This is a genomic window from bacterium, from assembly GCA_030685015.1.
Classification (GTDB): Bacteria; CAIWAD01; CAIWAD01; order CAIWAD01; family CAIWAD01; genus CAIWAD01.
Window position 1 is genome coordinate 139,684 of sequence record JAUXWS010000059.1, and the last position, 21,270, is coordinate 160,953.

A 21,270-nucleotide genomic window follows, 5' to 3' on the forward strand; every position below is an offset into this window, starting at 1 on the left:
GGCCGCAGGGGGCGATAGCCTCAATTGTGAAACTGTTGCCAAGTTAATCCCCGTCGTGGGCAATTCAAGTGCAAGCCAGCGGGTTTCCAACTTGACATGGCAGCTTTCGTCACAGACCTTGAATCGACGAAAGCCGTTGGCAAGTTGAGTTCATGCTGGCCTTGGGATGTGTATGAAGATCCGGATCCTGTTCCTGTTTTTGTTGACGGCGGCGGTTGCCGCGGGCGCCGCCGGTGCCGGGCGGCCCTCTCCCAAGGGCGCATGCCTGGTCTGTCACAAGTTGAAGACGCCAAATTTGTACGCGGACTGGCACTCCTCCGCCCATGCCAAGAACGGAGTGACCTGCCTGGACTGCCATGAGGCGCGGGCCAGCGAACCGGATTCCTATGCCCATGGTGGAGCCACCATTTCACTTTTCGTGACCCCGAAGGATTGCGCCGGATGCCATGAGGTGGAGACAAGCCAGTACGCGCGCTCCGGACACGCCGGCGCCGCTGTGGATCTGGAGAGCATCGACCCCGGGCTGCGCGCCAATTACGGCGAGCCCGGGTCCTGCAGCAAGTGCCATGGTGGTCACGCCCGTCGCGATCCCGACCGGCCCATCGGCCAGCCCGTGGTGCCCCGTCCGGAACACGGCGTGGGTCGCCTGAACCAGGACGGATCGCTGGGGGCCTGCACGCCTTGTCATGCCGAACACCGCTTTGCCAGGGACGTGGCGCGCAAAGACTCAACTTGCACGGCCTGCCACGGGGAGGAACACCGTCCCCGGCATGAAGGCGCCATTCTTGCCGCCGGCGGACGGCGCGCGGGCGTGCCCCCCCTGGACAGTCAAGTGGCGTGCGCCAGTTGCCACATGTCCGTGGGGCGGGGGCGGCCAGTGTCGCATCTCATCCAGCGCAAGGGACAGTGACCGCTGTGCTTCCGCACGTCCAGTTAGAGTGCCTCAGCCCATTCCAGTAGTCTCGGAGCCGACATGAACCTGGCGTACTTCAGAAACATCTGGCTGGCGGTGTTGCGCAGTCTGGCCATCAACAACATCAGTCGCGCCGGCGTGGCCATCACGACCTCGGCATTCGTCTCCTTCTTCTTCTTTGAGATCAGCATGCTGACCGGGGTCCTTCACAACCCCTACGTGGGCATGATCACCTACCTGGGCATTCCCATGCTGTTCATCCTGGGCCTGATGTTGATCCCGATCAGCTGGGTGTGGGAGGCACGACGCCGGAAATGCAGCATCAAGGCCCTGTTGTGGGAGAGGTTCGATCGACGCATGCTGGAGCGTCGTGCGCGCGGCGCATTGGCCTTGCGTGTGCTGGTCATCATGAGCTTCGTCAATGTGGGCTTCATCAGCGTGGTGGGATTCCAGGCGGCCAAGCACATGGACGAATCTGAATTCTGCGGCACCACGTGCCACACGGTGATGGGTCCGGAATGGGCCGTGTATCAGGGGTCTCCGCACGCCCGTGTGCAATGCGTGCATTGTCACATCGGCGAAGGCGTGGGTGCCCTGGTGGACGCCAAGCTCAACGGCGCGTGGCAGATGATCGCCCTGTCCCTGGGCATCTATGAACGGCCGATTCCCACTCCGGTCCACAACTTGCGCCCGGCCCGCTTCACCTGCGAGAAGTGTCATTGGCCCGCGCTTTTCCACGGCAACCAATTCAAGAACATCGTTCACTACGAAGAGGACGAAAGCTCCACGCCGCGCCACACGACCCTGATGATGAAGACCGGGTCGGGCGAGCCGGGGCATGAGCACGGCAGTCATTGGCACGTGTCCCCCAGCAATCAAGTGCATTACGCGTCCCTGGATGACAAGGGCGAAACCATGGTCTGGGTTGACATGCGGTTGCCCGACGGAGGGGTGCGTCGCTACCACAACAAGTCCTTGTCGAAGGCGGACGCCGAGCGTGCTGGACTAACACACACGATGGACTGCGTGGATTGCCACAACCGGGCCACGCATGTCTTCGAGCTGCCTGCGGTTGCCGTGGATCAGCGGATTCGCCTGGGACTCATCAGCCGGGATCTGCCCTACATCAAGCGTCAGGCGCTGGCCGCTCTTGTGCAGGCGTACCCTGATCGCGACGCCGCGATGACGGGGATTGACGCAAGCATTCGCGGATTCTATCATCAGGAATACCCCGAACTTGCCATGGCCCGCGCCACCGCCCTGGACTCCGCGGTCACGACGGTGCAGGCCATCCACCGGCGCAACATTCATCCGGACATGAAGGTGGTCTGGGGGAGCTACCCCAACCACCTGGGTCACGGCAGCACCTCAGGGGGCTGTTTTCGGTGTCACAATCAAGACATGGTGGATGATTCGGGAGCCGGCATCCCGGACGACTGCGTGCTCTGTCATTCGATCCTCTCCAACGACGAGCCGGAGCCTTATCTCTATCTGTTCCGGCCGGACGAGTACGCGCCGCGGGAAACACAGGAGATGCAGCGATTCCTGCGGACGGAATTCTGGGAATACACACGGGATGCAGTGGAAAAGGGCGCCCGCCCGAATCAGTCACCACCGGACTGGTTCAACAAGGCGGCGGGCCGCGAATCCGGGGATTGAGCGTCGGTGAAGGTCACCTTGGAACCCCGATGCATCGCCGCGGGCCGGGTCGATCGAATCGGGCGCATTCACAGTCCAGTTGGGCGGCACAGGTAGCGCCTCAGATATACATTAGGCGTAAAACAAAACCGGTCATTTTTTCAAACCAAATGTTAGGTTCTTGACGGGCTGGCGATGCGGGTCATTCCACGCTCCGTTCCGTGTTCCAGCCGAACGTTGCGCATTCCTGATCGATCGAACTTCCAGGGCGGCCGGCCATGGCTGCTTGCGCCCGAAGCCCCAGGAGCCCGCGCATGAAGTCCTGCACCAGACGTTGCGTCCTTGCTGCCCCATTGGCGCTGCTTGTGTTTGTGGTGGCCATGCCCGCCATATCCGCAACCGACACCTGCCTGGATTGCCACGCGTCTCCAGATTTGAAGGTGCGCGCCCCCGGTCTGCAAGCCTGCTACCAAGCCTGGCGCAATTCTCCTCATGCCAAGGCCGGCGTAGGGTGCGCGGACTGCCACGGCGGCGGCGATGCGGCCACCCGGGACCAGTGCCCTTCCACGTCGGAACGGAATGTCAACGACTTCCGCCGGATACCCGAGACCTGCGGCCAGTGCCATCAGGTTCTTCTGATGACCTTTCGCGAGAGCGTGCACTTCACCCAGCTTCAGGAGGCTGAAGCGGGGAAGGAAGGGCCCAATTGCGTGACCTGTCACGGCTCCATGGGAGCATCTCGAGTGGAAACCGCCCAAGTGGAGGCTTTGTGCGCCACCTGTCATGACGGTGTTCGTGCGTCCGACGATGGAATTCCCGCACGAGCGCGATCCGTTCTTGAGGTTCTATTGGGCGTGCGGCAGTTCAGCGCATGGCTGGGACTTCATACCCAGGACCCCGAACTGGAGGTGAACGAGCGAAGCAAGCAGATCGCTCATTGGCATAGATTCGAACTGGCCGCCCTTGAAATGCAAAGCGCAAAACAACTGGAGGAATTGAAAGCCCGAGTGAATGATGTTCGGGTCAAGGAAGGCCAGCTTCGACGTGAAAAGCGAAAACTGGGGCAGAAGGAATAGAACGGGAAGCGGTTAAGCAGTAGACGGCGTTTGCGATGTGGAGAGAAGTTGATAAACGAAGTTAATTGTCGCCTTAAGGCTACTACAGATAACAGCATCAGATCGAGATCATAGATATAAACCGGTACTCAAACATGTGTTGGCTGAAGGTAGCCTACGAGTCCTTATGCAATTTCTAAGCAATCCGATGAAGAAAGGAGACAACCGTGGAGAAGGAAGAACGTGTTCATGACAGGCATGACCCTCGACATGGCAGCAGGACCCAGGGGGAACATGTGTCGTTGGGCGGAACCCTGCGCGCCGTTGTCTTCATCCTGCCCGTGGCGGTGCTTGCCCTGATCCTGTTGTCCATGTCATCCCGCGGGGCCATGACGCTGACCTCGGCGATCATGGTGTTGGCAATCCTGATGATAATCCTTGGCATCGTTGTATCGGGCATCCGCGTTGCAGCCCAATGGGAGCGCGGAGTCGTCCTGCGCCTAGGCAATTTCCGCTCGGTCAAGGGCCCCGGACCACTCTACATTGTTCCAATCTTCGAGAGTGTCCGCTTCATCGATACCCGCCTGCTGGTCTTGAACATTCCTCGGCAGAAGGTCATCACCAAGGACAATGTGCCGGCGGAGATCGATGGCGCGCTCTTCTTCATGGTTTCGGACAGCCAGAAGGCGGTGATCACAATCCAGGACTTCCGTTTTGCCGTAGCGCAGTATGCCCAGGCTGCACTTAGGGACATCGTCGGCGGATTGACCTTGGACGAACTGCTCTCGGAACGGGAGCAAATCCAGGCCCACATCAAGGAGCATGTGGAGCAGCGGGTCAAGGATTGGGGACTGAGCGTGGATTCCATCCAGCTCCAGGACATCGAGCTGCCGGAGGATCTGAAGCGAATGATGTCCAGGCAGGCGTCCGCTGAAAGGGAGAAGCGCGCCACCATCACCAAGGCCGAGGGCGACATGCTGGCGGCGACGAATCTGGCGGAGGCAGCCAGGATCATGTCGGCCAGCCCCATCACCCTGCAACTTCGGACCCTGCAGATGATCGACGGCCTGGGTGCCAGCCAGTCCAACACGGTCATTTTGTTTCCCGCGCAGATGGGGGAGCTGCTTGAAAGCCTTGCCGCCGGTCGTGCCAGGGCCAACGAATAGGGGAAGTGCCCATGGTTGAAACATCCTCCAAGGGTGCGCCACAAGGGCGGTGGCCGGCCTTCCGTTCGCGCTGCAATCATGGCCTGAATCGGGCGCGGATATGATCCGGATTTCATTGCTGGTCATGTTGGCGGCCTGTCTGCATGGCAGGGTCGGACATGGTGTCGAGACTCCCGCCCACAATGACAGGGTCAAGTTGCTCTGGGAGTTCCATGGCTACTATCCCTGCATGGACTGCCATTTCAACCAGGAGACCAACCGGAGGCCCCGGGTGCTTGAAATGGAGCACGAGAAGCCTCTGGATTGGATGGACGACGACGGCGTGATTCACCGCGTGGAATTCGGCGAGCGCCTGCCTTTGGCGGAACTTCTTGGGAAGGGGCAGGCTCGTGGCCTGCGCCGGGAGACACTGGAGCGCATCGGACGGCGCATGAATCTGCGCGACCACATGTCCGCCCAAGGCCTTGGCGTAACGGACTCGATCTGGGTGCTGACGCATGGTGGTGGCAATGTGTGGTGCCTGGATTGCCACTCAGCCAGCGAACGGGACATGCTGGTGCTGCATGATGGCAGCCTGTTGAGTTTCAATGAAAGCCAGAGGCTGTGCGGGCAATGTCACGGGCCCACACTGATTGACTGGGATGCGGGAGCCCACGGCCGCACCAATGGCTACTGGAATCTGGAGTTGGACTCCACGGGCATCAGCAGGCGCTTGTTGTGCGTGGAGTGCCACAACCCTCACGCGCCAGCCTTCCGCGGCATGATGCCTCTTGCCGGACCCGTCAACCGACTTGACAACATTTCTCAACCCGCCCCTGGCACGCACAGAAAAGAAACCATCAAAGGGACGCGGGATGATATGGGGCCGCAGCCATGGCAGACTTCGCCGCGAAACGGGACGAGCGATCGCTCCAGGGAGGGCAACCCGTGAAGCCCAGCAAAAAGAACATGATGCGGGGCCGCGCGGACTCCGTGGACCGGCGCGGATTCCTCAAGGCCATGGCATCCACGGTCGCCGCCCTGAGCCTGCCCGTGTTGAGCAAGGACGCCGGGGCCTTCTCCTGGGATGAGTTTTTCCAGAAGCATTTCTATGAGCTAAGTCGGGAAGAACTGGAAAAGCGGATCAAGCGCCTCGAAAAGGAATACAACGAGAAGTTCCACAGGACGGACTTCAGCGTGAGCACCGATGGCCCGCTCAAGGATGTGCGCTTTGCCTACGCGCTAAGCCTGTCCAAGTGCATCGGTTGCAGGAAGTGCGTACACGCCTGCGTGGCGGAGAACAATCAGCACCGGGGTAGCGAATCGCGCCGGGACGTGGTGGAGTACATCCGCGTTCTGGAAATGGAGAAAGGTTCGCTGGACCTGGAGAAAGCCGTCCACGACTACAGCCACCCGGTTCCCGCGGAAGGCAAGTACTACATGCCCGTGCAGTGCCATCACTGCAACAACGCGCCCTGCACGAAAGTCTGTCCCGTGGAAGCCACTTGGCAGGAAGTGGACGGCATCGTTGTCGTCGACTACGAATGGTGCATCGGATGCCGTTACTGCCAGGCGGCCTGCCCCTACTTCGCCCGGCGCTTCAACTTCAGCGAGCCCAGGCTTCCGGAGGCGGAAGTCAATCCCGTGACCCATTACCTGGGCAATCGCCCGCGGAGCAAGGGGGTCATGGAAAAATGCACCTTTTGCATCCAGCGCACACGCAGGGGATTGAATCCCGCCTGCCTGGACGTCTGCCCCACAGGCAGCCGGAAGTTCGGCAACCTGCTCGACCCAGATAGCGAAATCCGCTACATCATCAATAACAAGCGGGTGTTCATCCTCAAGGAAGAACTGGGCACGATGTCCAGCTTCTACTATTACTTCGATTGAAGAGGGCGTGGTGGTCCATATCAGTCTTTACCCTCGCTTCGTCATTGATGCCATGCGTTCGATGATGGGGGATTCGGGGCTTTACCGACTTTGGTTGGTTTCCTTGTCGTGCCTGATTGGAGCAGGAGGATGGGCCTACGCCCAGCAGCTCGAATCCGGTCTGGCCGTGACGGGGATGAGCGATCAAGTTTCCTGGGGCGTCTACATCGCCAATTTCACCTTTCTCGTGGGCGTCGCCGCGGCGGCCGTCATGATGGTGATCCCGGGCTACCTGTATCACATCAAGGAAGTCAAGGACGGCGTCCTGATCGGTGAAATGGTTGCCATTGGCGCCATCATCATGTGCCTGCTCTTCGTGGTGGTTGACCTCGGCCGCCCGGACCGGATCTGGCACATGATTCCCGGAATCGGCCGCTTCAATTTCCCCATGTCACTGCTAAGCTGGGATGTGGTAGTCCTGAACGGTTACCTGTTGTTGAATCTGCACATCCCTGGATACATCCTCTATCAAAGGTGGTTGGGAAAGGAGCCGAGAAGGGGATACTACATGCCCTTCGTTTACATGAGCGTGGTCTGGGCAGTCAGCATCCACACCGTCACGGCGTTCCTGTACAATGGATTGGGTGGGCGACCTTTCTGGAACACGGCCATCCTTGCCCCTCGCTTCATCGCCAGTGCCTTCACGGCTGGCCCGGCCTTCATCATCCTCGTGCTTTATCTGGTAAGGCGGTACACGGACTTTCATGTGGATGGCCGGCTCTTCCGCTTCCTGCGCATGGTGGTGTTGATCTGCGGCCTGATCAACCTGTTCCTCCTGGGCAGCGAGGTGTTCACCGAGTTCTACACAGACTCCACACATGTGGCAAGCGCCCGCTACCTCTACTTTGGCCTGCATGGACACACGGCCCTTGTTCCCTGGATCTGGGCTTCCGTCGGCATGAACGTGCTGGCCATCCTGATGCTGCTGTCGCGACGCTTCGAGTTCAGCACCACGGCACTGAAAGCCCTGCCCTTGGTACTGCTGATTGTGGCCATCTGGATTGAGAAGGGCATGGGCTTGATCATCCCCGGTTTCATCCCGACTCCCCTTGGGGAGATCTTCGAGTACATGCCATCCGCGACGGAGACGTTGATCTGCCTGGGAGTCTGGGCGGTGGGCTTGCTGGTCATGACCCTGCTGATCAAGTTCGCCACGGACGTGGAGACGGGCCGGATCAGCGCTCCCAGAACGGAGTTCTGACCCGTGACCCAAGGCTTACGCGAGATGGCCCGAAACATGCGCTGATCCATCCCCAGTGTCAGCGGCTCCATGTAGACAGCCGTGCTGGATCCTTAAAGAACCGGAATGGGAGATTCGCTCCAGGGCCCGTTCACGACAGTCGCGCTTTGCATCACACACTGCCAGTTGTCGAACCGGCTACTGTCGAGGCGCCGGGGACCAGTTCCTGGTCAACACGGCTCTGCAGGTGTCCGGGTAACTGGGACTGCACGATCAAAGAACGCTCTAAGTCAATGTCTGTCAATAGCTTAAGCTGACGGAGCGGACAAGGCTGTGACTGGCTTGTCTTGGATCGGGCACTTGGAGGAACGGGACACGCCAAGCGGTCAAGGGCTTAGCCCAGCTCCGCCAGATTGTGCTGGAGCTTCTCCAGATCCAGCCGCACGGCCTCCCGCTTGGCCTGCTCCTTTTCGACCACCTCGGCAGGCGCCCGGGCCAGGAAGTCCTGATTTCCCAGCTTGGCGTCCTGACCTTTCAATAGACCTGCCACACGCAGGATTTCCTTTTTCAGGCGGAAACGCTCCACGTCGAGATCGATGAGACCGGCGAGCGGCACCCACACGTCGATCCCCTCCACCACGTTGGCGGCAACGGGCGTGGGCCGCTCCGCGTTGAGGCGGATCTCCGCGGCCTGGGCCAGGTCGCGGATGTAGGGCAGGGCCGGCTCGAGCAGGGCCAGGCGTTCCCGGTCGCCGTGCAGCACGACCGAGATGGGCTGCCGCGGCTTGAGGTTCTGCTCGGCACGGATGTTGCGCAGCGCCGTGGTGACGCCCTGGACCAGGGCGAACTCCTCCTCGACGGCGGGCAGGACCAGGCCCGGGTCGACGATGGGGAAGTCGTGACACATGAGATGCGCGCCCCAGGGCAGGGGCAGGCCGCGCCCGGCCAACTCCTCCCGCGTGACACGCCAGACCTCCTCGGCGATGAAGGGCATGAAGGGCGAGAGCAGTTGCATGGCCCGCAGGAAGACGTGGAGGGCGTGCTCGAGGGCGGCCTTGCGCGCCGCGGGTTCGCCTTCCTTGTAAAGGCGCGGCTTCACCAGCTCCACGTACCAGTCGCAGAACTCGCCCCAGATGAAATCGTAGAGCGCCGCCTGTGCCTCGTTGGGCCGGAAGCGGGCGAAGCCCTCATCCACCTTGGCAATGGTGCTGTGCAGGCGGCTGAGGATCCACTCGTCGGCCAGCTCCCGCGGGCAGGGGGCGGCCAGGTCGGTCGCCGCGTCGAGCAGATCCCAGTCCTGCATGTGCAGGAAGCGGAAAGCCTGCCAGATCTTGTTGGCGAAGTTGCGCCCCATCTCGAACTTCTGCTCGGAGAGCTTGATGTCCTGGCCTTCCGTGTTGAGCGCGATCATGCAGTAGCGCACGGCGTCCGCCCCGTAGCGCTCCACCATCGCCAGCGGATCGATCCCGTTGCCCAGGCTCTTGGACATCTTGCGGCCCTGGGCGTCCTTGACGATGCCGGTGAAGTAGACGTCGCGGAAAGGCGGGCGGCCGGTGAACTCCACGCCGGCCATGATCATGCGGCTTACCCAGAAAAAAATGATGTCGTAGCCCGTCACCATCAGGTCCGTGGGGTAGTACTTGCGGAAGCGCGGGTCGTCCGTGTCGGGCCAGCCCAGCGTGGTGAAGGGCCACAGCCAGCTGGAGAACCAGGTGTCCAGCACGTCCTCGTCCTGGGCCAGGTGCGCCGAGCCGCAGGCCGCACAGGCCGTCGGATCCTCCCGTGTCACCATCACGTGGCCGCACTCGCCGCAGGTGAAAACGGGGATGCGGTGCCCCCACCACAGCTGGCGGCTGATGCACCAGTCACGGATGCCTTCCAGCCAGTGGAAGAAGACGTTCTCCCAGCGCTTCGGGTGGAACTGCACCTCGCCCCGCCGCACCGAGTCCATGGCGGCCTCGGCCAGGGGTTTCATCCGCACGAACCACTGCCGCGAGAGGTAGGGCTCCACCACCGTGTGGCAGCGCTGGCACTGGCCCACCGCGTTGCTGTGGTCCTCAGTCTTGCGCAGCAGGCCCTGGGCCTCCAGATCCTCCAGCACCTTCTGGCGGGCCTCGTAGCGGTCCAGCCCGGCGTAGGGGCCACCCTGGTCGTTGATGCGGCCGTCCACGTCCAGCACTTTGACCGGTGTCAGACCGTGGCGGCGTCCCATCTCGAAATCGTTGGGGTCGTGGGCGGGCGTCACCTTGACGCAGCCGGTGCCGAAGGCCGGATCCACAAAGTCGTCGGCGATCACCACCAGCTCGCGGCCCAGCAGCGGCAGGCGCAGCCGGCGTCCCGGCAGATGCCGGTAGCGGGCGTCCTCCGGGTGGACGGCCACGGCCACGTCGCCCAGCATGGTCTCCGGGCGCGTGGTGGCCACCACCAGCTCCTCGCCCGTGGGCCGGCCCTGGTCGTCCAGCACGGGATAAGCCATGTGCCACAAGTGGCTGGCTTTCTCCTCGTGGTCCACCTCCTCGTCGGAGATGGCCGTGTGGCAGCGCGGGCACCAGTTGACGATGTAGTCGCCCTGGTAGATGAGGTCCTTCTCATGGAGGCGGACGAAGACCTCGCGCACGGCGCGGGAGGGCCCGGGGTCCATCGTGAAGACCTCGTGGCGCCAGTCCGCGCTGTCCCCCAGCTTGCGCTTCTGCTCCATGATGATGTCGCCGTAGGTGCGGCGCCATGCCCAGGCGCGCTCCAGGAAGGCCTCGCGGCCCAGGGCGTGGCGGCTGCTGCCTTCCTGGGCCAGCAGCTTCTCCACCACGTTCTGGGTGGCGATGCCGGCGTGGTCCTTGCCCGGCTGCCACAGGGCGTCGAAGCCCTTCATGCGCTTGTAGCGGATGAAGGCGTCCTGCACGGCGTCCTGCAGGCCGTGGCCCATGTGGAGCTGCCCGGTCACGTTGGGGGGCGGCATGTTGATGACGAAGGCGGGCCGGCCGCCGGCGGGATCCGTGTGGAAGCAGCCGTGCTCCTCCCACATGCGGTACAGAAGGGGTTCCAGCTCCTGGGGTTCCCAGGTCCGCGACAGCTCCGTGCGCGTCATCATGTCTCCTGATCGGCCTTCCCGCGTCCCGCCATCCTCATTGTCGGGCAAGAAGGTAGGGCCTGGGGCGCGGAGCACAAAGCCGGACCGGGCGCCTGGCTGGACATGGGCGCAGGGCTTGTCCACAGGGGGCGGCAAGCCTTGCCGAGGTGTCCGACCATGGGTCGGACACCTGTTCGTAGGCTCAGACACCATCCGGCCGCCTCACCAAAATGGGGCAACAGCTCGCCCGCCCGGCGCGACACCCGCCCGCCGGCAAGTTCTCCGGCCCTGGCGAGACGCACCCGCCGACAGCTGTCTCAGCGAAGGGCCGTACATGCGGGCGGCAACAACTGCCAGGGTGTCCGACCCATGGTCGGACACCTGTTCCGCCATCATTACACAGGAGCGGTCCTCCTCCCGACCTGTCCACCGTTGTCCAGCCGCCACCCCATCATTTCCCTTGCTCCGCCCCGCCGCCTTTCCCTTCTTGTCGTCCGTATGACACCACGAACCTTCATCCTGCCCGTGCTGCTGTTCATCCTGTGCTTCACAGGCCCTGCCGCTGCCGCCATCCTGGAGGTTCCTGCCGGGCATGCCACCATTCAGGCGGCCCTGGATTCCTCGGCGGGCGGCGACACAGTGCGCGTGGCGCGGGGCATCTGGGCCGAGCATCTCGTGGGACCCACCCACAGTGTCAGCTTGCTTTCCCACTACCCCTTCACGGGAGATACGCTGGATGTGCAAGAGACGGTGCTGGATGGCCAGGGGAGCGGAACCATCCTGCGCGTGCGCGGCATCCTGCCGGATTCCCTCGTGCTGTGCGGATTCACGCTGGCCCATGGCTTCGGCGTGGGCTACACGGGCGGGGCCCTGCAGCTGGAACCGGATGTCGCCCTCCATGTGTCCCACTGCCACTTTGAGGACAACCAGGGCGATCACCATGGCGCCGTCCTATGGACAGAAGGCGTGCTGCCAAACACGCGGGTCCGCCTGGACCACGTGACCTTGCACGACAATGCCCGCTCAGAGCAGCTGGACCCCATAAATTTCGGCATATACATCAAGACGGTTGAACCGGTGTGGATCTCGGACCTGAGCGTCTTGGCCATCGACAGCGGCTTCAATGCTGGGATACTTGTCAACAGGGCCGATACCTTGACCCTGAAGCGGGTGCGCGTTTCAGGCGCTCATGGCTTTCGCATTGGGGTGAGCAATGGCAACGTGCTGCTCATCGACTCCCTGATCATGCGCGACATGCGGGTTGGAACCACCTATCTGCGCGCCGCGCAGGTGCAGGCCAAGCGCTTGCACTTCCTGGGGCTGGAGATGTGGGGTCAAACAGGCATCAGATTGTGGGGCGACAGCTCCATCACGGTCGACTCCCTGGCCGTGCGGGGCTGCTGGACTCATGTGCCGCACTCAACAAGTCTCAGTGTGTTCAACTTGCTGGTATTGGGCTGCATCAATGCCACCAGCACCCATCATTCGCGGCTCTCCCACTTCCAGTTCGTCGACAACCTGGGGGGCGACACCCTGGCCATTCCCGGGCACAACATGATCACTGGCTTGTTCACGATTATCAATGCACGGGTAGAAGATGGTCTCGTCGCCGGCAATGTGATGCACCTGTGGGCCGCAACCCCAACAAGCATGGCAGCTGCAAACTATCCACTTATGTGGCTGCAGTACACAAGTGACCTTGATTCGGCGCGGGTGACACGCTGCGTCTTCGAGAACAACCTGGTGCTGGACCACGATGTCTATAGTCTGAACCCGACTGATTCACAACCCAACAACGACGGCCGCTCGCTGGGAGTCACCGTCAGTGGCAACGCCCAGATGCATGTGCGACGCCTGGAGATCGACCACCTGCTCTTCCGCAATGAGCGCCAGCCTAATCATGTGCCGGAGGTGAGCGCAATCATGACCATGAGTGTGGGCTCGGCCTTTGAGGTCGACGCGCCGAGCAGCTTGGTGGAGATGATCCACATCCACGACATCGTGATGGACGGCATCGACGACGGTGGCATGTATCTGGGTCTTGGCGCCACGACGAACGTGGTGGAGCGTGTGACTTTGCGCGATGTGAAGCGCATGGGCATCTTCGCCGGCCAGACACAGGCCCAAGATCATCAGATTCGCAACATCTTTGTTGACGGGGTGGTGGAGCAGGACATGTATCTGTCCTATCCCTATGCCTGGAGTATGCAATCGGCTCTGTTGATCACGGACGCCTTTGTCACATCAAACATCACCGTGGTGAACAGCAACCTGACGAACCTCCTATGCACATATGGCCCTTCGACGGGCATCCTGACGGCGAACAACACCTACACCTACTTCAACAATCCCTCCGGCGCCATCTACGGCAACCCGAGCTTTGCCTACTCGTTCGCGGACCAGACCTTGCCCGGCACCGGCAATCTGACGGGCAGCGATCCGCACTTCGACAATCTGCTGGGTGCGCCCTGGCTGGCCGCCGACTCGCCCTGCATCGACGCCGGCCATCCCGCCTCGGCCCTCCGAGACCGTCAGGACCCGGACAACCCCGGTTTCGCCTTGTGGCCCAGCCAGGGCACCCGGCGCAATGACATGGGCTTCACGGGCGGTCCCGGCGCAGCGGTTCTTGACACGGCCTGGGTGGCCCTGCCCCGCTGGGAGCCGCGCACCGAGCCCCAGGCCTTCACCCTGGGCGCGCCCTGGCCCAACCCATTCAACCCGGTGACACGCATCCCCGTCACGCTTCTGCGTCCCATGCCCGTCCGCCTCGTTGTGCACAACCTGCTGGGGCAGCAGGTGGCCGTGCTGGTGGATGGCATCCTGCCGGCGGGCACGCACCACCTGCCCTTCCACGCCGGCCACCTGGCCAGCGGGGTCTACCTGGTCACGCTGGAAGCGGCGGGGCGGGCGCAGACGAGGACGGTGACGCTGCTGCGGTAAGGCGGGGCGGACAGTCCTCCCGGGACAGTTTCCTCCCGGGACAGTCTCCTCCCGGGACAGTCTGTGGACTGTCCGCAGACTGTCCCCTGCCCATCCGGGCGCACAGATCATCCCTCTCACAGCCCGCAACCGCCGTCACTCCTCGGCCGGGGTCGAGGCGCCTGGACACCCGCCTGCCGCAGGGTCGCCGCGTCCAGGGTCCGTCGCGGGTGGATGGTACACTCCATGGCCTGGGCCAGGGGGAGGGCCGGGGCGGGGGGAATGAGGGCCGCTCCCGCCGCGTCAGACGCGTGTCCTACTTTCGCGGTCAGGAGCAAGGAGTTTTCCGTGGTGCGCATGGTCAAACGAGTCCTCTGGTGGATGCTGCCGGTCCTGGCGCTGGCGGCGGGGTGGTGGTACTGGCAGGGGTGGACGGCGGGCGAGGCCCCCCAGTGGCGCCTGGTGGAGGTGAGCCGCGGGGACGTCACGGCCACGGTGGGGGCCACCGGCACCCTGGGCGCCATCCGCACGGTGGAGGTGGGCACCCAGGTCTCGGGCCAGATCGTCGAGCTGAAGGCCGACTTCAACGACCGCGTGCGCCAGGGCCAGCTCATCGCCCGCCTGGACGACACCCTGCTCGAGCAGGCCGTGCGCCAGGCCGAGGCGGACCTGGTGCGGGCCGAGGCGGACTTGGTCTACAAGCGCTATCTGCTGGAGCAGGCGGAGACCCTGCGCGCCGCCGCCAGCCTGGCCGAGAGCGATTTGCGGGCGGCCGCCCTGGCCGTCGCCCAGGCCGAGGCCACGCGCATTTCGGCCGATGCCGGACTGGACCGCGCCCGCCGCAACCTGTCCTATGCCGAGATCGTGGCGCCCATCAGCGGCATCGTCATCAACCGCAACGTGGAACTGGGACAGACTGTGGCGGCCAGTTTGCAGGCGCCGCAGCTTTTTCTCATCGCGGAAAGCCTGGAGCGCATGCAGATCCTGGCCTCGGTGGACGAGAGCGACATCGGGCGGGTGCGGGAAGGTCAGCTGGTGGAGTTCACCGTCCAGGCCTGGCCGGAGCGCCGCTTCGGCGGGAAGGTGCGCCAGATCCGCATGCAGCCCGCCACGAGCGAGAACGTGGTCAATTACACGGCGGTGGTGGAGGTGGACAACCCCGGCGGCGTGCTCATGCCGGGCATGACCGCCACCCTTGATTTCATCGTGGACCGGGCCGCGGAGGTCTTGCTCGTGCCCAACGCCGCCCTGCGCTTCCGCCCCTCCGAGGAGCTGCTGGCCCAGCTGCGGCAGGAGCGCCAGGCCCGCCGGGACAGCAGCGCGGTCCCGGGAGATGCGCGGCGGGACAGCGCGGGTGGCGGACAGCGTCAGCCGGGCATGGCCCGCGGCGGCGTGACCGATGGCAGTGTGTTGTGGGTGCTTGTCGAGGGACGTCCCCGGCCGCTCCGCATCAAGACGGGCCTGACCGACGGCAGCCGGACGGAGGTGAGCGGCGAAGGCCTGGCGGTGGGCCTTCAGGTGATCGCCGGCCAGTTGAGCAGCGGCGCCGCGACGGGAACGGCCAGTCCCTTCCAGACGCAGCAGGCCGCCCAGCCGGGACCGCCGCGGGGAGGCTTCTGAAGATGGACGGCGCCCCCCGGCCGGTGATCCAGGTGGAGGCCCTGGCCCGCACCTATACCACGGGCAGCACGGCCGTGCAGGCCTTGCGCGGCGTGGATCTGGAGGTGCGGCCAGGCGAGATGCTGGCGATCATGGGCGCCTCGGGCAGCGGCAAGTCCACCCTGATGAACCTGCTGGGATGTCTTGACTCGCCCAGCGCCGGCCGTTATTGGCTGGACGGCGTGCGGGTGGACGTGCTGGGGCGCAACGAGCTGGCCGACATCCGCAACACGCGCATCGGCTTCGTTTTCCAGGGCTTCAACCTGCTGGCCCGCACCAGCGCCCTGGACAACGTGGAGCTTCCCCTTCTTTACAACCATCACGGGCGGCGCATGAACCGCAAACGCGTGGCCATGGAGGCGCTGGCGAGCGTGGGCCTGGCCGACCGCATCCACCACGAGCCGAGCGAGTTGTCGGGCGGTCAGCAGCAGCGCGTGGCCATCGCGCGCGCCCTCGTCATGAAACCCGCCATCCTGCTTGCCGACGAGCCCACGGGCAACCTGGACAGCCGCACCTCGCTGGAGGTGATGGCCCTCTTCCAGCAGCTCAACCGGGAGGGCGTGACCATCCTGCTCGTCACCCATGAGCATGACATCGCCCAATGCGCCACCCGCCTGGTCGAACTGCGTGATGGCCTCATCCTGCGCGACCTGCCGGTGACGGATCGGCGCGACGCCGAGGCGGAGTTGCGCGCGGTGGGAGAAATCGTGGCATGAAGACCTTGATTCTCATCCGCATCGCCGTGCGCTCCATTCTCAAGAACAAGATGCGCACCCTGCTCACCATGCTGGGCATCATCATCGGCGTGGCGGCGGTGATCGTCATGGTGGCGGTGGGGCAGGGGGCGCGGCAGCAGATCCAGCAGCGCATCGACAACCTGGGCTCCAACCTGGTGGTGATCACGCCGGGGGCGGCCCGCGCCAGCGGGGTGAGCATGGGGGCGGGCAGCTCCAACCGGCTGACCCTGGACGATTACGAGGCCCTCAAGCGCGAGAGCATCTGGCTGACGGCCGTCTCGCCCATGATCGTGGCGCCGGCCCATGTGGTGGGCGGCAGCGGAAACTGGCGCACGGCCGTGATGGGCGTCTCCACCGATTACATGCAGATCCGCAATTGGAGTGTGGCCGGCGGCCGGGTCTTCGAGGAGGCGGAGCTGCGCGCCATGCGCAAGGTGGCGGTGCTGGGGCGCACCGTGGCCGACGCCATCTTCCCCGACGCGGATCCGGTGGGCCAACTGGTCCGGCTGCGGGACGTCCCCTTCGAAGTCATCGGCGTGCTGGAGCGGAAGGGCCAGACCGCCGAGGGGCGCGACATGGACGACGTCATCCTGGCGCCCTACACCACGGTGCGCACGCGGCTCTCCGGGCGCATGTTCATCCCCCAGATCCTTGGCTCCACGGACAACAAGTCGGATGTACCGGCGGCCCAGGTGGAGGCCCGCGCCATCCTGCGCGAGTCCCATGGCCTGGCCTCCTACGACGAGGATGATTTCACCATCAAGAACCAGGGCGAACTGGCGGAGGCCGCGCAAGGCGCCACCGACGTGATGACCCTGCTGCTGGCCGCCATCGCCAGCATCTCGCTGGTGGTGGGCGGCATCGGCATCATGAACATCATGCTGGTCAGCGTGACGGAGCGGACGCGGGAGATCGGCATCCGCATGGCGATCGGGGCCCGGGGCAGCGACGTGATGACCCAGTTCCTCATCGAGAGTGTGGTCATGAGCCTGATCGGTGGTCTGCTGGGAGTGGCCGCCGGCTTCGGCGGGGCGGCCCTGCTCGAGAGGCTGTCGGGCTGGGAGACGGTGATCACGCCCCAGCTGGTGACCCTCTCGCTGGGCTTCTCGGCGGCGGTGGGCATCTTTTTCGGCTTTTATCCGGCCCGCAAGGCGGCCGGTCTTGACCCCATCCAGGCCCTTCGCTTCGAGTGAGGTATTCGAGACGAAATTGGTCCATTCTTTCCAGTCAGCAAGATTTTACCCGCCCAGCCCAGCCTGCTGAACGCCCAACTTGTTGGAATGCAAATACTTACCTGCATGTGCTTGACTTCCGGGAGCCATTCGTCACGTTTATGTCGATTCACACCAACCCCCCCGGAGGATCCATGCGCAACTCGTTTCAGGCCGTAGGCCTCTTCGTCGTCTGTGCCCTTGCCTTTGCTTCTCCCCAACAGGTCCAGGATCTCACCATCACGCCCAGCTGGGCGGGGACCATCCTGGTCTGGTCGCCTGTCAACCTGGATGTCCAGGGTCAGCCCATCATCGGCGTGTCCTATGATGTTCATCGCCACAGCGGTCCCTATTTCCTGCCCAATGCGAACACGCACCTGGGCAACACGCCGAACACCTTCTTCCAGGACGTGGAGGCGGCCAGCGAGGCCTTCTACCGCGTGGTGGTGCGAGGTTATCCCATTCCCCAGCCCGACCTGGTGACGGTGCCGGCCGGCAGCTACCTCCAGGGCGAGGACCAGATGGCCATGCCGGTCCATGTCACGCTTCTGACGAACGCCTTCGCCCTCGGACGGCGCGAGGTGACGAACGGGGAGTACCTGCTGGCCGCGCAGTGGGCCCTTGACCAGGGCCGGGCCACGCTCGTGGACGGCGACCTGATGTCCAACGGCAAGGCCCTGCTCATGACGTCGGACCCGGCCTGCGAGATCACGCACGGGGAGGATGGCCTGGCCTTCCGCTCCAGCACCCTCGCCACCCAGGCCTATCCCAATGGCTACGACCCGACCCATCACCCGGTCAAGATGGTCACCTGGCGCGGCACCGCCTCCTATTGTGACTGGCTCTCCCTCATGAGCGGCCTCGATCCCTATTACCAGGACGACTTCGACACCCTGCCGGACGGGCGCGATCCTTACGCCGCGACAGGTTATCGGCTGCCCACCGAGGCGGAGTGGGAATACGCGGGGCAGCACGACAACGACCGCATCTACCCCTGGGGCAACCAGAACCCCAATTGCACGCGGACCATCTACTCAAGCTGCCTGACCTGGACGATGCCGGTGGGCAGCAAGCCCACGGGTGTCAGCGCCCTGGGCCTGCTCGACATGGCGGGCAACGTCTACGAGTGGTGCAACGATTGGTCCGGCGACTACGCGGAGGAGACTGTGACCAATCCGGTGGGCGCGCTCTCGGGGGTCCAGCGCATCGTGCGCGGCGGCGGGTGGACCAGCTTGTCCAACCAGCTGCGGCTCTCCCAGCGTTACCACAACGAACCGCTGAACTATTACCACGGGCTGGGCTTCCGGGTCTGCCGGACGCTGCCTTAGGGGGGCTTTCGCCCCAACAGGGCGAAAGCGCCAGGTCCACAGGTGGCGGACATTGTCGCGGCGGGATGAGTGCCGGTTCTGGGCCACCCACTCCGGCGCCAAACTGGACCTGCTGGTGGTGCGCGGCCAAGCCCGGTGGGGTTTCGAAATCAAGCGCACCAGTTCCCCCCGCCTGACGCGCTCCCTGGCTTCGGCACGGGAGACGCTGCACCTGGACCGGGCCTTCCTGGTCCACGTCGGCGAGCACAGCTTCCCCCTGGCGGAAGGTTTGCAGGCCCTGGCCTTTCACCGCTTGGAGATGGAACTGCAACGCTTGTAGCGGATTCAGCCTTGTCATCGGCAGCCGCTGCTCGCCACCCGTGCGGCAACAAGTCGAGCTGGCAATCGCACAGTTGAGGTTGAAAACTCGACACGTCATGTTTGGATTTCAGCCCCTGGTTCTGTTCCACATCCACCACGGGTCAGTCGTCGCATGAGGTCCACCAATGAGACGACCTCCACACCTTCGCCCAGCGGATAGGCCTCGCTGCCCGGGTAAACGATGAAGCGGCCCTCCGGCTGAAGGTCCGCACAACTGGAATGGAAACCCCGGGTGGGCCGAGGCGCCAAGCTGCGTTTGATCTCCACCGCCCACTTGCGGCCGCTGGGCCAAACCAGCAGGAGGTCCAGCTCCGCGCCACCGCCGGTCCTGAAGTGGTAGGCCTGCACGCCCTCCGGAACCGCCGACAGCAGATTTTCCACCACGTGGCCTTCCCAGGACGCCCCGGCCACGGGGTGTCCCAGCACGGCGTCGCGATCCCCCAGCCCCAGCAGGGCGTGGACCCAGCCGCTGTCCCGCCAGTAGAGCCTGGGCGATTTGACCAGCCGCTTGCCGGTGTTGGCATGCCAGGCCGGCAGACGGCGCAGCAGGAGCAGGTCCACCATCAGGTCCAGGCACGAGTTGATCGTCCGCACATCCATGCCCAGACTGCGGGCCAGGGTGGCCGCGTTGTGCAGCCCGCCTTGCTGGTGGGCGAGCATGGTCCAAAGGCGACGCAGCGTCTCGGCGGGCAGGCGGCTGCCGAAGCGCGGGATCTCGTGTTCCAGGTAGCTGCGCAGGAAACTCTGCCGCCAACGCAGGCTGGCGGCGTCACTGGCGGCCAGGAAGCTTGACGGGTAACCGCCGCGGATCCACAGCGGCTCGTCCGGATCCGCCTGGGTCTCCAGGGCGGTGAAGGGACCCAGCTCCATGTAGGAAATCCGGCCGGCCAGGGACTCCCCGGCGCGGCTGAGCAGGTCCAGGGAGGCCGACCCCAACAGCAGGTAACGGCCCGCGCCGTGGCCTTCCCGCCGCGCCCGGTCGATGAGCCCGCGCAGCACGGGAAAAAGGTCGGGCGTCCGATGCACCTCGTCCAGGATCACCAGACGGGAAAGGTGGCCGGCCAAATACAGTTCAGGCTGGGCCAGCCGGCCGCGGTCGGCCTCCGATTCCAGATCCAGGTACAGGGCGTCACGTTCCCGGGCCAGTTCCAGGGCCAGGGTGGTCTTGCCCACTTGGCGGGGGCCCAGCAAGGCCACGGCCGGCGCCTCGTTCAGGCGTTCACGCAGGATGGCTAGCAGCGTTCGTATCTTCATGTGTGCAAATCTGACATCACGATGCATGATTTGCAAGGATAAATTCTTGATCTTCCAGGCGGAAGCCGGGCCGGTGCCTGGACGCGTCGGGAAAACGCCCGTCAGACTGCCGAAACGATCCAGGGAGAGTGAGGATGATCAAGGCACTGTTCTGGGACAACGACGGCATCCTGGTGGACACGGAGCGCCTCTACTTCCAGGCCACCCGGGAGTCGCTGGGTTCGGTGGGCATCGACCTCAGCCCGGCGCAGTACCTGGAGTGGTTCATGGTCCAGGGCTGCGGCGCCTGGCACCTTGCGGAGGAACGGGGTCTCGCGCCCGAGGCCGTCGAGGCCTTGCGCCGGGAGCGCAACGAGCGCTACCACGAGCTGCTGCGCCGGGAGGACCTGGTCATCCCCGGCGTGCGGGAGGTGCTGGAAACGTTGTTCGGCAGGTTCACCATGGGGATCGTCACCAGCTCCGAGAGGGAGCCCTTTGAGATCATCCACCGCCGGGCGGGGCTGCTACCCTTCTTCCAGTTCGTCCTGGCCCATGGCGACTTCACCCATAGCAAGCCCCACCCCGAGCCGTACCTGCGGGCGCTGGAACGCAGCGGCTTCCGCCAGGACGAGTGCCTGGTCATCGAGGACACGGAGCGCGGCCTCGCCGCTGCCACGGCCGCCGGCCTGCGCTGCGTGGTGGTGCCCACGGAACTCGCACGCGGCTGCGCCTTCCACGGAGCGTGGCGCGTCCTGGAGATCCTTGCAGATCTCCTCGACCTCCTGCCTGACTCCGCCGACGCGGAGCGGCCCTGCGACACCTGAGGCCGGGCAGCATGCTCCCTTCCCGCTGGTGCGAACCTGGCCTCCGGAGGGTGAAAGCCGCGCTGTGGTAGA

16 protein-coding genes are annotated in these 21,270 nt (G+C 64.2%); 14 read left to right on the top strand and 2 right to left on the bottom strand.

Annotated features, from left to right (window positions below):
* The first annotated feature begins 172 nt into the window (after positions 1–172).
* The 7 genes from Q8O14_08460 to nrfD all read left to right on the top strand — a co-directional run bounded on the left by Q8O14_08460 (position 173) and on the right by nrfD (position 7,881).
* Entirely contained in the window at positions 173–910 is a 738-nt protein-coding gene (locus tag Q8O14_08460) for a cytochrome c3 family protein (protein ID MDP2360770.1), read from the top strand.
* 63 nt (positions 911–973) lie between these two features.
* Entirely contained in the window at positions 974–2,572 is a 1,599-nt protein-coding gene (locus Q8O14_08465; GenBank protein ID MDP2360771.1) for a NapC/NirT family cytochrome c, read from the top strand.
* Between the two features lie 293 nt (positions 2,573–2,865).
* The gene (locus Q8O14_08470; protein MDP2360772.1) at positions 2,866–3,627 is read left to right on the top strand and encodes an ammonia-forming cytochrome c nitrite reductase subunit c552; all 762 of its coding nucleotides are present in this window, start codon (positions 2,866–2,868) and stop codon (positions 3,625–3,627) included.
* Between the two features lie 206 nt (positions 3,628–3,833).
* Positions 3,834–4,772 carry an SPFH domain-containing protein gene (locus Q8O14_08475; GenBank protein ID MDP2360773.1) on the top strand — a complete coding sequence of 313 codons (939 nt, stop codon included), beginning with the start codon at positions 3,834–3,836 and terminating at the stop codon, positions 4,770–4,772.
* Between the two features lie 49 nt (positions 4,773–4,821).
* Complete coding sequence (locus tag Q8O14_08480) at positions 4,822–5,703, top strand: hypothetical protein (GenBank protein MDP2360774.1); 882 nt, start codon at positions 4,822–4,824, stop codon at positions 5,701–5,703.
* Positions 5,646–6,641, top strand: coding sequence for a 4Fe-4S dicluster domain-containing protein (locus Q8O14_08485; protein ID MDP2360775.1), 996 nt, complete (start codon positions 5,646–5,648; stop codon positions 6,639–6,641). The genes Q8O14_08480 and Q8O14_08485 overlap by 58 nt, the downstream gene beginning before the upstream one ends.
* A gap of 7 nt (positions 6,642–6,648) precedes the next feature.
* Positions 6,649–7,881, top strand: a complete 1,233-nt coding sequence (nrfD, locus tag Q8O14_08490; GenBank protein MDP2360776.1) for an NrfD/PsrC family molybdoenzyme membrane anchor subunit — start codon at positions 6,649–6,651, stop codon at positions 7,879–7,881.
* A 373-nt stretch (positions 7,882–8,254) separates the two neighbouring features.
* On the opposite strand, the gene Q8O14_08495 is transcribed toward nrfD, so the two are convergent.
* Positions 8,255–10,948, bottom strand: a complete 2,694-nt coding sequence (locus Q8O14_08495) for a valine--tRNA ligase (GenBank protein ID MDP2360777.1) — start codon at positions 10,946–10,948, stop codon at positions 8,255–8,257.
* A 477-nt stretch (positions 10,949–11,425) separates the two neighbouring features.
* Here Q8O14_08495 and Q8O14_08500 point away from each other — a divergent pair, with 477 nt between their 5' ends.
* The 6 genes from Q8O14_08500 to Q8O14_08525 all read left to right on the top strand — a co-directional run bounded on the left by Q8O14_08500 (position 11,426) and on the right by Q8O14_08525 (position 19,100).
* Positions 11,426–13,867 (top strand): hypothetical protein, encoded by a 2,442-nt coding sequence (locus Q8O14_08500; protein ID MDP2360778.1) that lies wholly within the window; start codon positions 11,426–11,428, stop codon positions 13,865–13,867.
* A gap of 336 nt (positions 13,868–14,203) precedes the next feature.
* Complete coding sequence (locus Q8O14_08505; protein ID MDP2360779.1) at positions 14,204–15,466, top strand: efflux RND transporter periplasmic adaptor subunit; 1,263 nt, start codon at positions 14,204–14,206, stop codon at positions 15,464–15,466.
* Positions 15,467–15,468: 2 nt separating this feature from the next.
* Positions 15,469–16,221 (top strand): ABC transporter ATP-binding protein, encoded by a 753-nt coding sequence (locus Q8O14_08510; protein ID MDP2360780.1) that lies wholly within the window; start codon positions 15,469–15,471, stop codon positions 16,219–16,221.
* Positions 16,218–17,435 carry an ABC transporter permease gene (locus tag Q8O14_08515; protein MDP2360781.1) on the top strand — a complete coding sequence of 406 codons (1,218 nt, stop codon included), beginning with the start codon at positions 16,218–16,220 and terminating at the stop codon, positions 17,433–17,435. Before Q8O14_08510 ends, Q8O14_08515 begins: the two co-directional genes overlap by 4 nt.
* A gap of 173 nt (positions 17,436–17,608) precedes the next feature.
* Entirely contained in the window at positions 17,609–18,781 is a 1,173-nt protein-coding gene (locus Q8O14_08520; GenBank protein MDP2360782.1) for an SUMF1/EgtB/PvdO family nonheme iron enzyme, read from the top strand.
* 52 nt (positions 18,782–18,833) lie between these two features.
* Complete coding sequence (locus Q8O14_08525) at positions 18,834–19,100, top strand: hypothetical protein (protein ID MDP2360783.1); 267 nt, start codon at positions 18,834–18,836, stop codon at positions 19,098–19,100.
* Between the two features lie 95 nt (positions 19,101–19,195).
* Here Q8O14_08525 and Q8O14_08530 read toward each other — a convergent pair whose 3' ends face one another.
* Positions 19,196–20,395, bottom strand: a complete 1,200-nt coding sequence (locus tag Q8O14_08530) for an ATP-binding protein (protein MDP2360784.1) — start codon at positions 20,393–20,395, stop codon at positions 19,196–19,198.
* 134 nt (positions 20,396–20,529) lie between these two features.
* On the opposite strand from Q8O14_08530, the gene Q8O14_08535 reads away from it, so the two are divergent.
* Positions 20,530–21,198 (top strand): HAD family phosphatase, encoded by a 669-nt coding sequence (locus tag Q8O14_08535; protein MDP2360785.1) that lies wholly within the window; start codon positions 20,530–20,532, stop codon positions 21,196–21,198.
* Positions 21,199–21,270: the final 72 nt, after the last annotated feature.

Excerpts from the sequence above, each read along its gene's own strand:
- Q8O14_08485 (MDP2360775.1), top strand. The coding sequence starts at position 5,646 with ATGGCAGACTTCGCCGCGAAACGGGACGAGCGATCGCTCCAGGGAGGG.
- Q8O14_08470 (MDP2360772.1), top strand. The coding sequence starts at position 2,866 with ATGAAGTCCTGCACCAGACGTTGCGTCCTTGCTGCCCCATTGGCGCTG.
- Q8O14_08510 (MDP2360780.1), top strand. The coding sequence starts at position 15,469 with ATGGACGGCGCCCCCCGGCCGGTGATCCAGGTGGAGGCCCTGGCCCGC.
- Q8O14_08520 (MDP2360782.1), top strand. The coding sequence starts at position 17,609 with ATGCGCAACTCGTTTCAGGCCGTAGGCCTCTTCGTCGTCTGTGCCCTT.
- Q8O14_08465 (MDP2360771.1), top strand. The coding sequence starts at position 974 with ATGAACCTGGCGTACTTCAGAAACATCTGGCTGGCGGTGTTGCGCAGT.
- Q8O14_08495 (MDP2360777.1), bottom strand. The coding sequence starts at position 10,948 with ATGATGACGCGCACGGAGCTGTCGCGGACCTGGGAACCCCAGGAGCTG.
- Q8O14_08535 (MDP2360785.1), top strand. The coding sequence starts at position 20,530 with ATGATCAAGGCACTGTTCTGGGACAACGACGGCATCCTGGTGGACACG.
- Q8O14_08515 (MDP2360781.1), top strand. The coding sequence starts at position 16,218 with ATGAAGACCTTGATTCTCATCCGCATCGCCGTGCGCTCCATTCTCAAG.
- Q8O14_08460 (MDP2360770.1), top strand. The coding sequence starts at position 173 with ATGAAGATCCGGATCCTGTTCCTGTTTTTGTTGACGGCGGCGGTTGCC.
- Q8O14_08530 (MDP2360784.1), bottom strand. The coding sequence starts at position 20,395 with ATGAAGATACGAACGCTGCTAGCCATCCTGCGTGAACGCCTGAACGAG.
- Q8O14_08505 (MDP2360779.1), top strand. The coding sequence starts at position 14,204 with ATGGTCAAACGAGTCCTCTGGTGGATGCTGCCGGTCCTGGCGCTGGCG.
- Q8O14_08500 (MDP2360778.1), top strand. The coding sequence starts at position 11,426 with ATGACACCACGAACCTTCATCCTGCCCGTGCTGCTGTTCATCCTGTGC.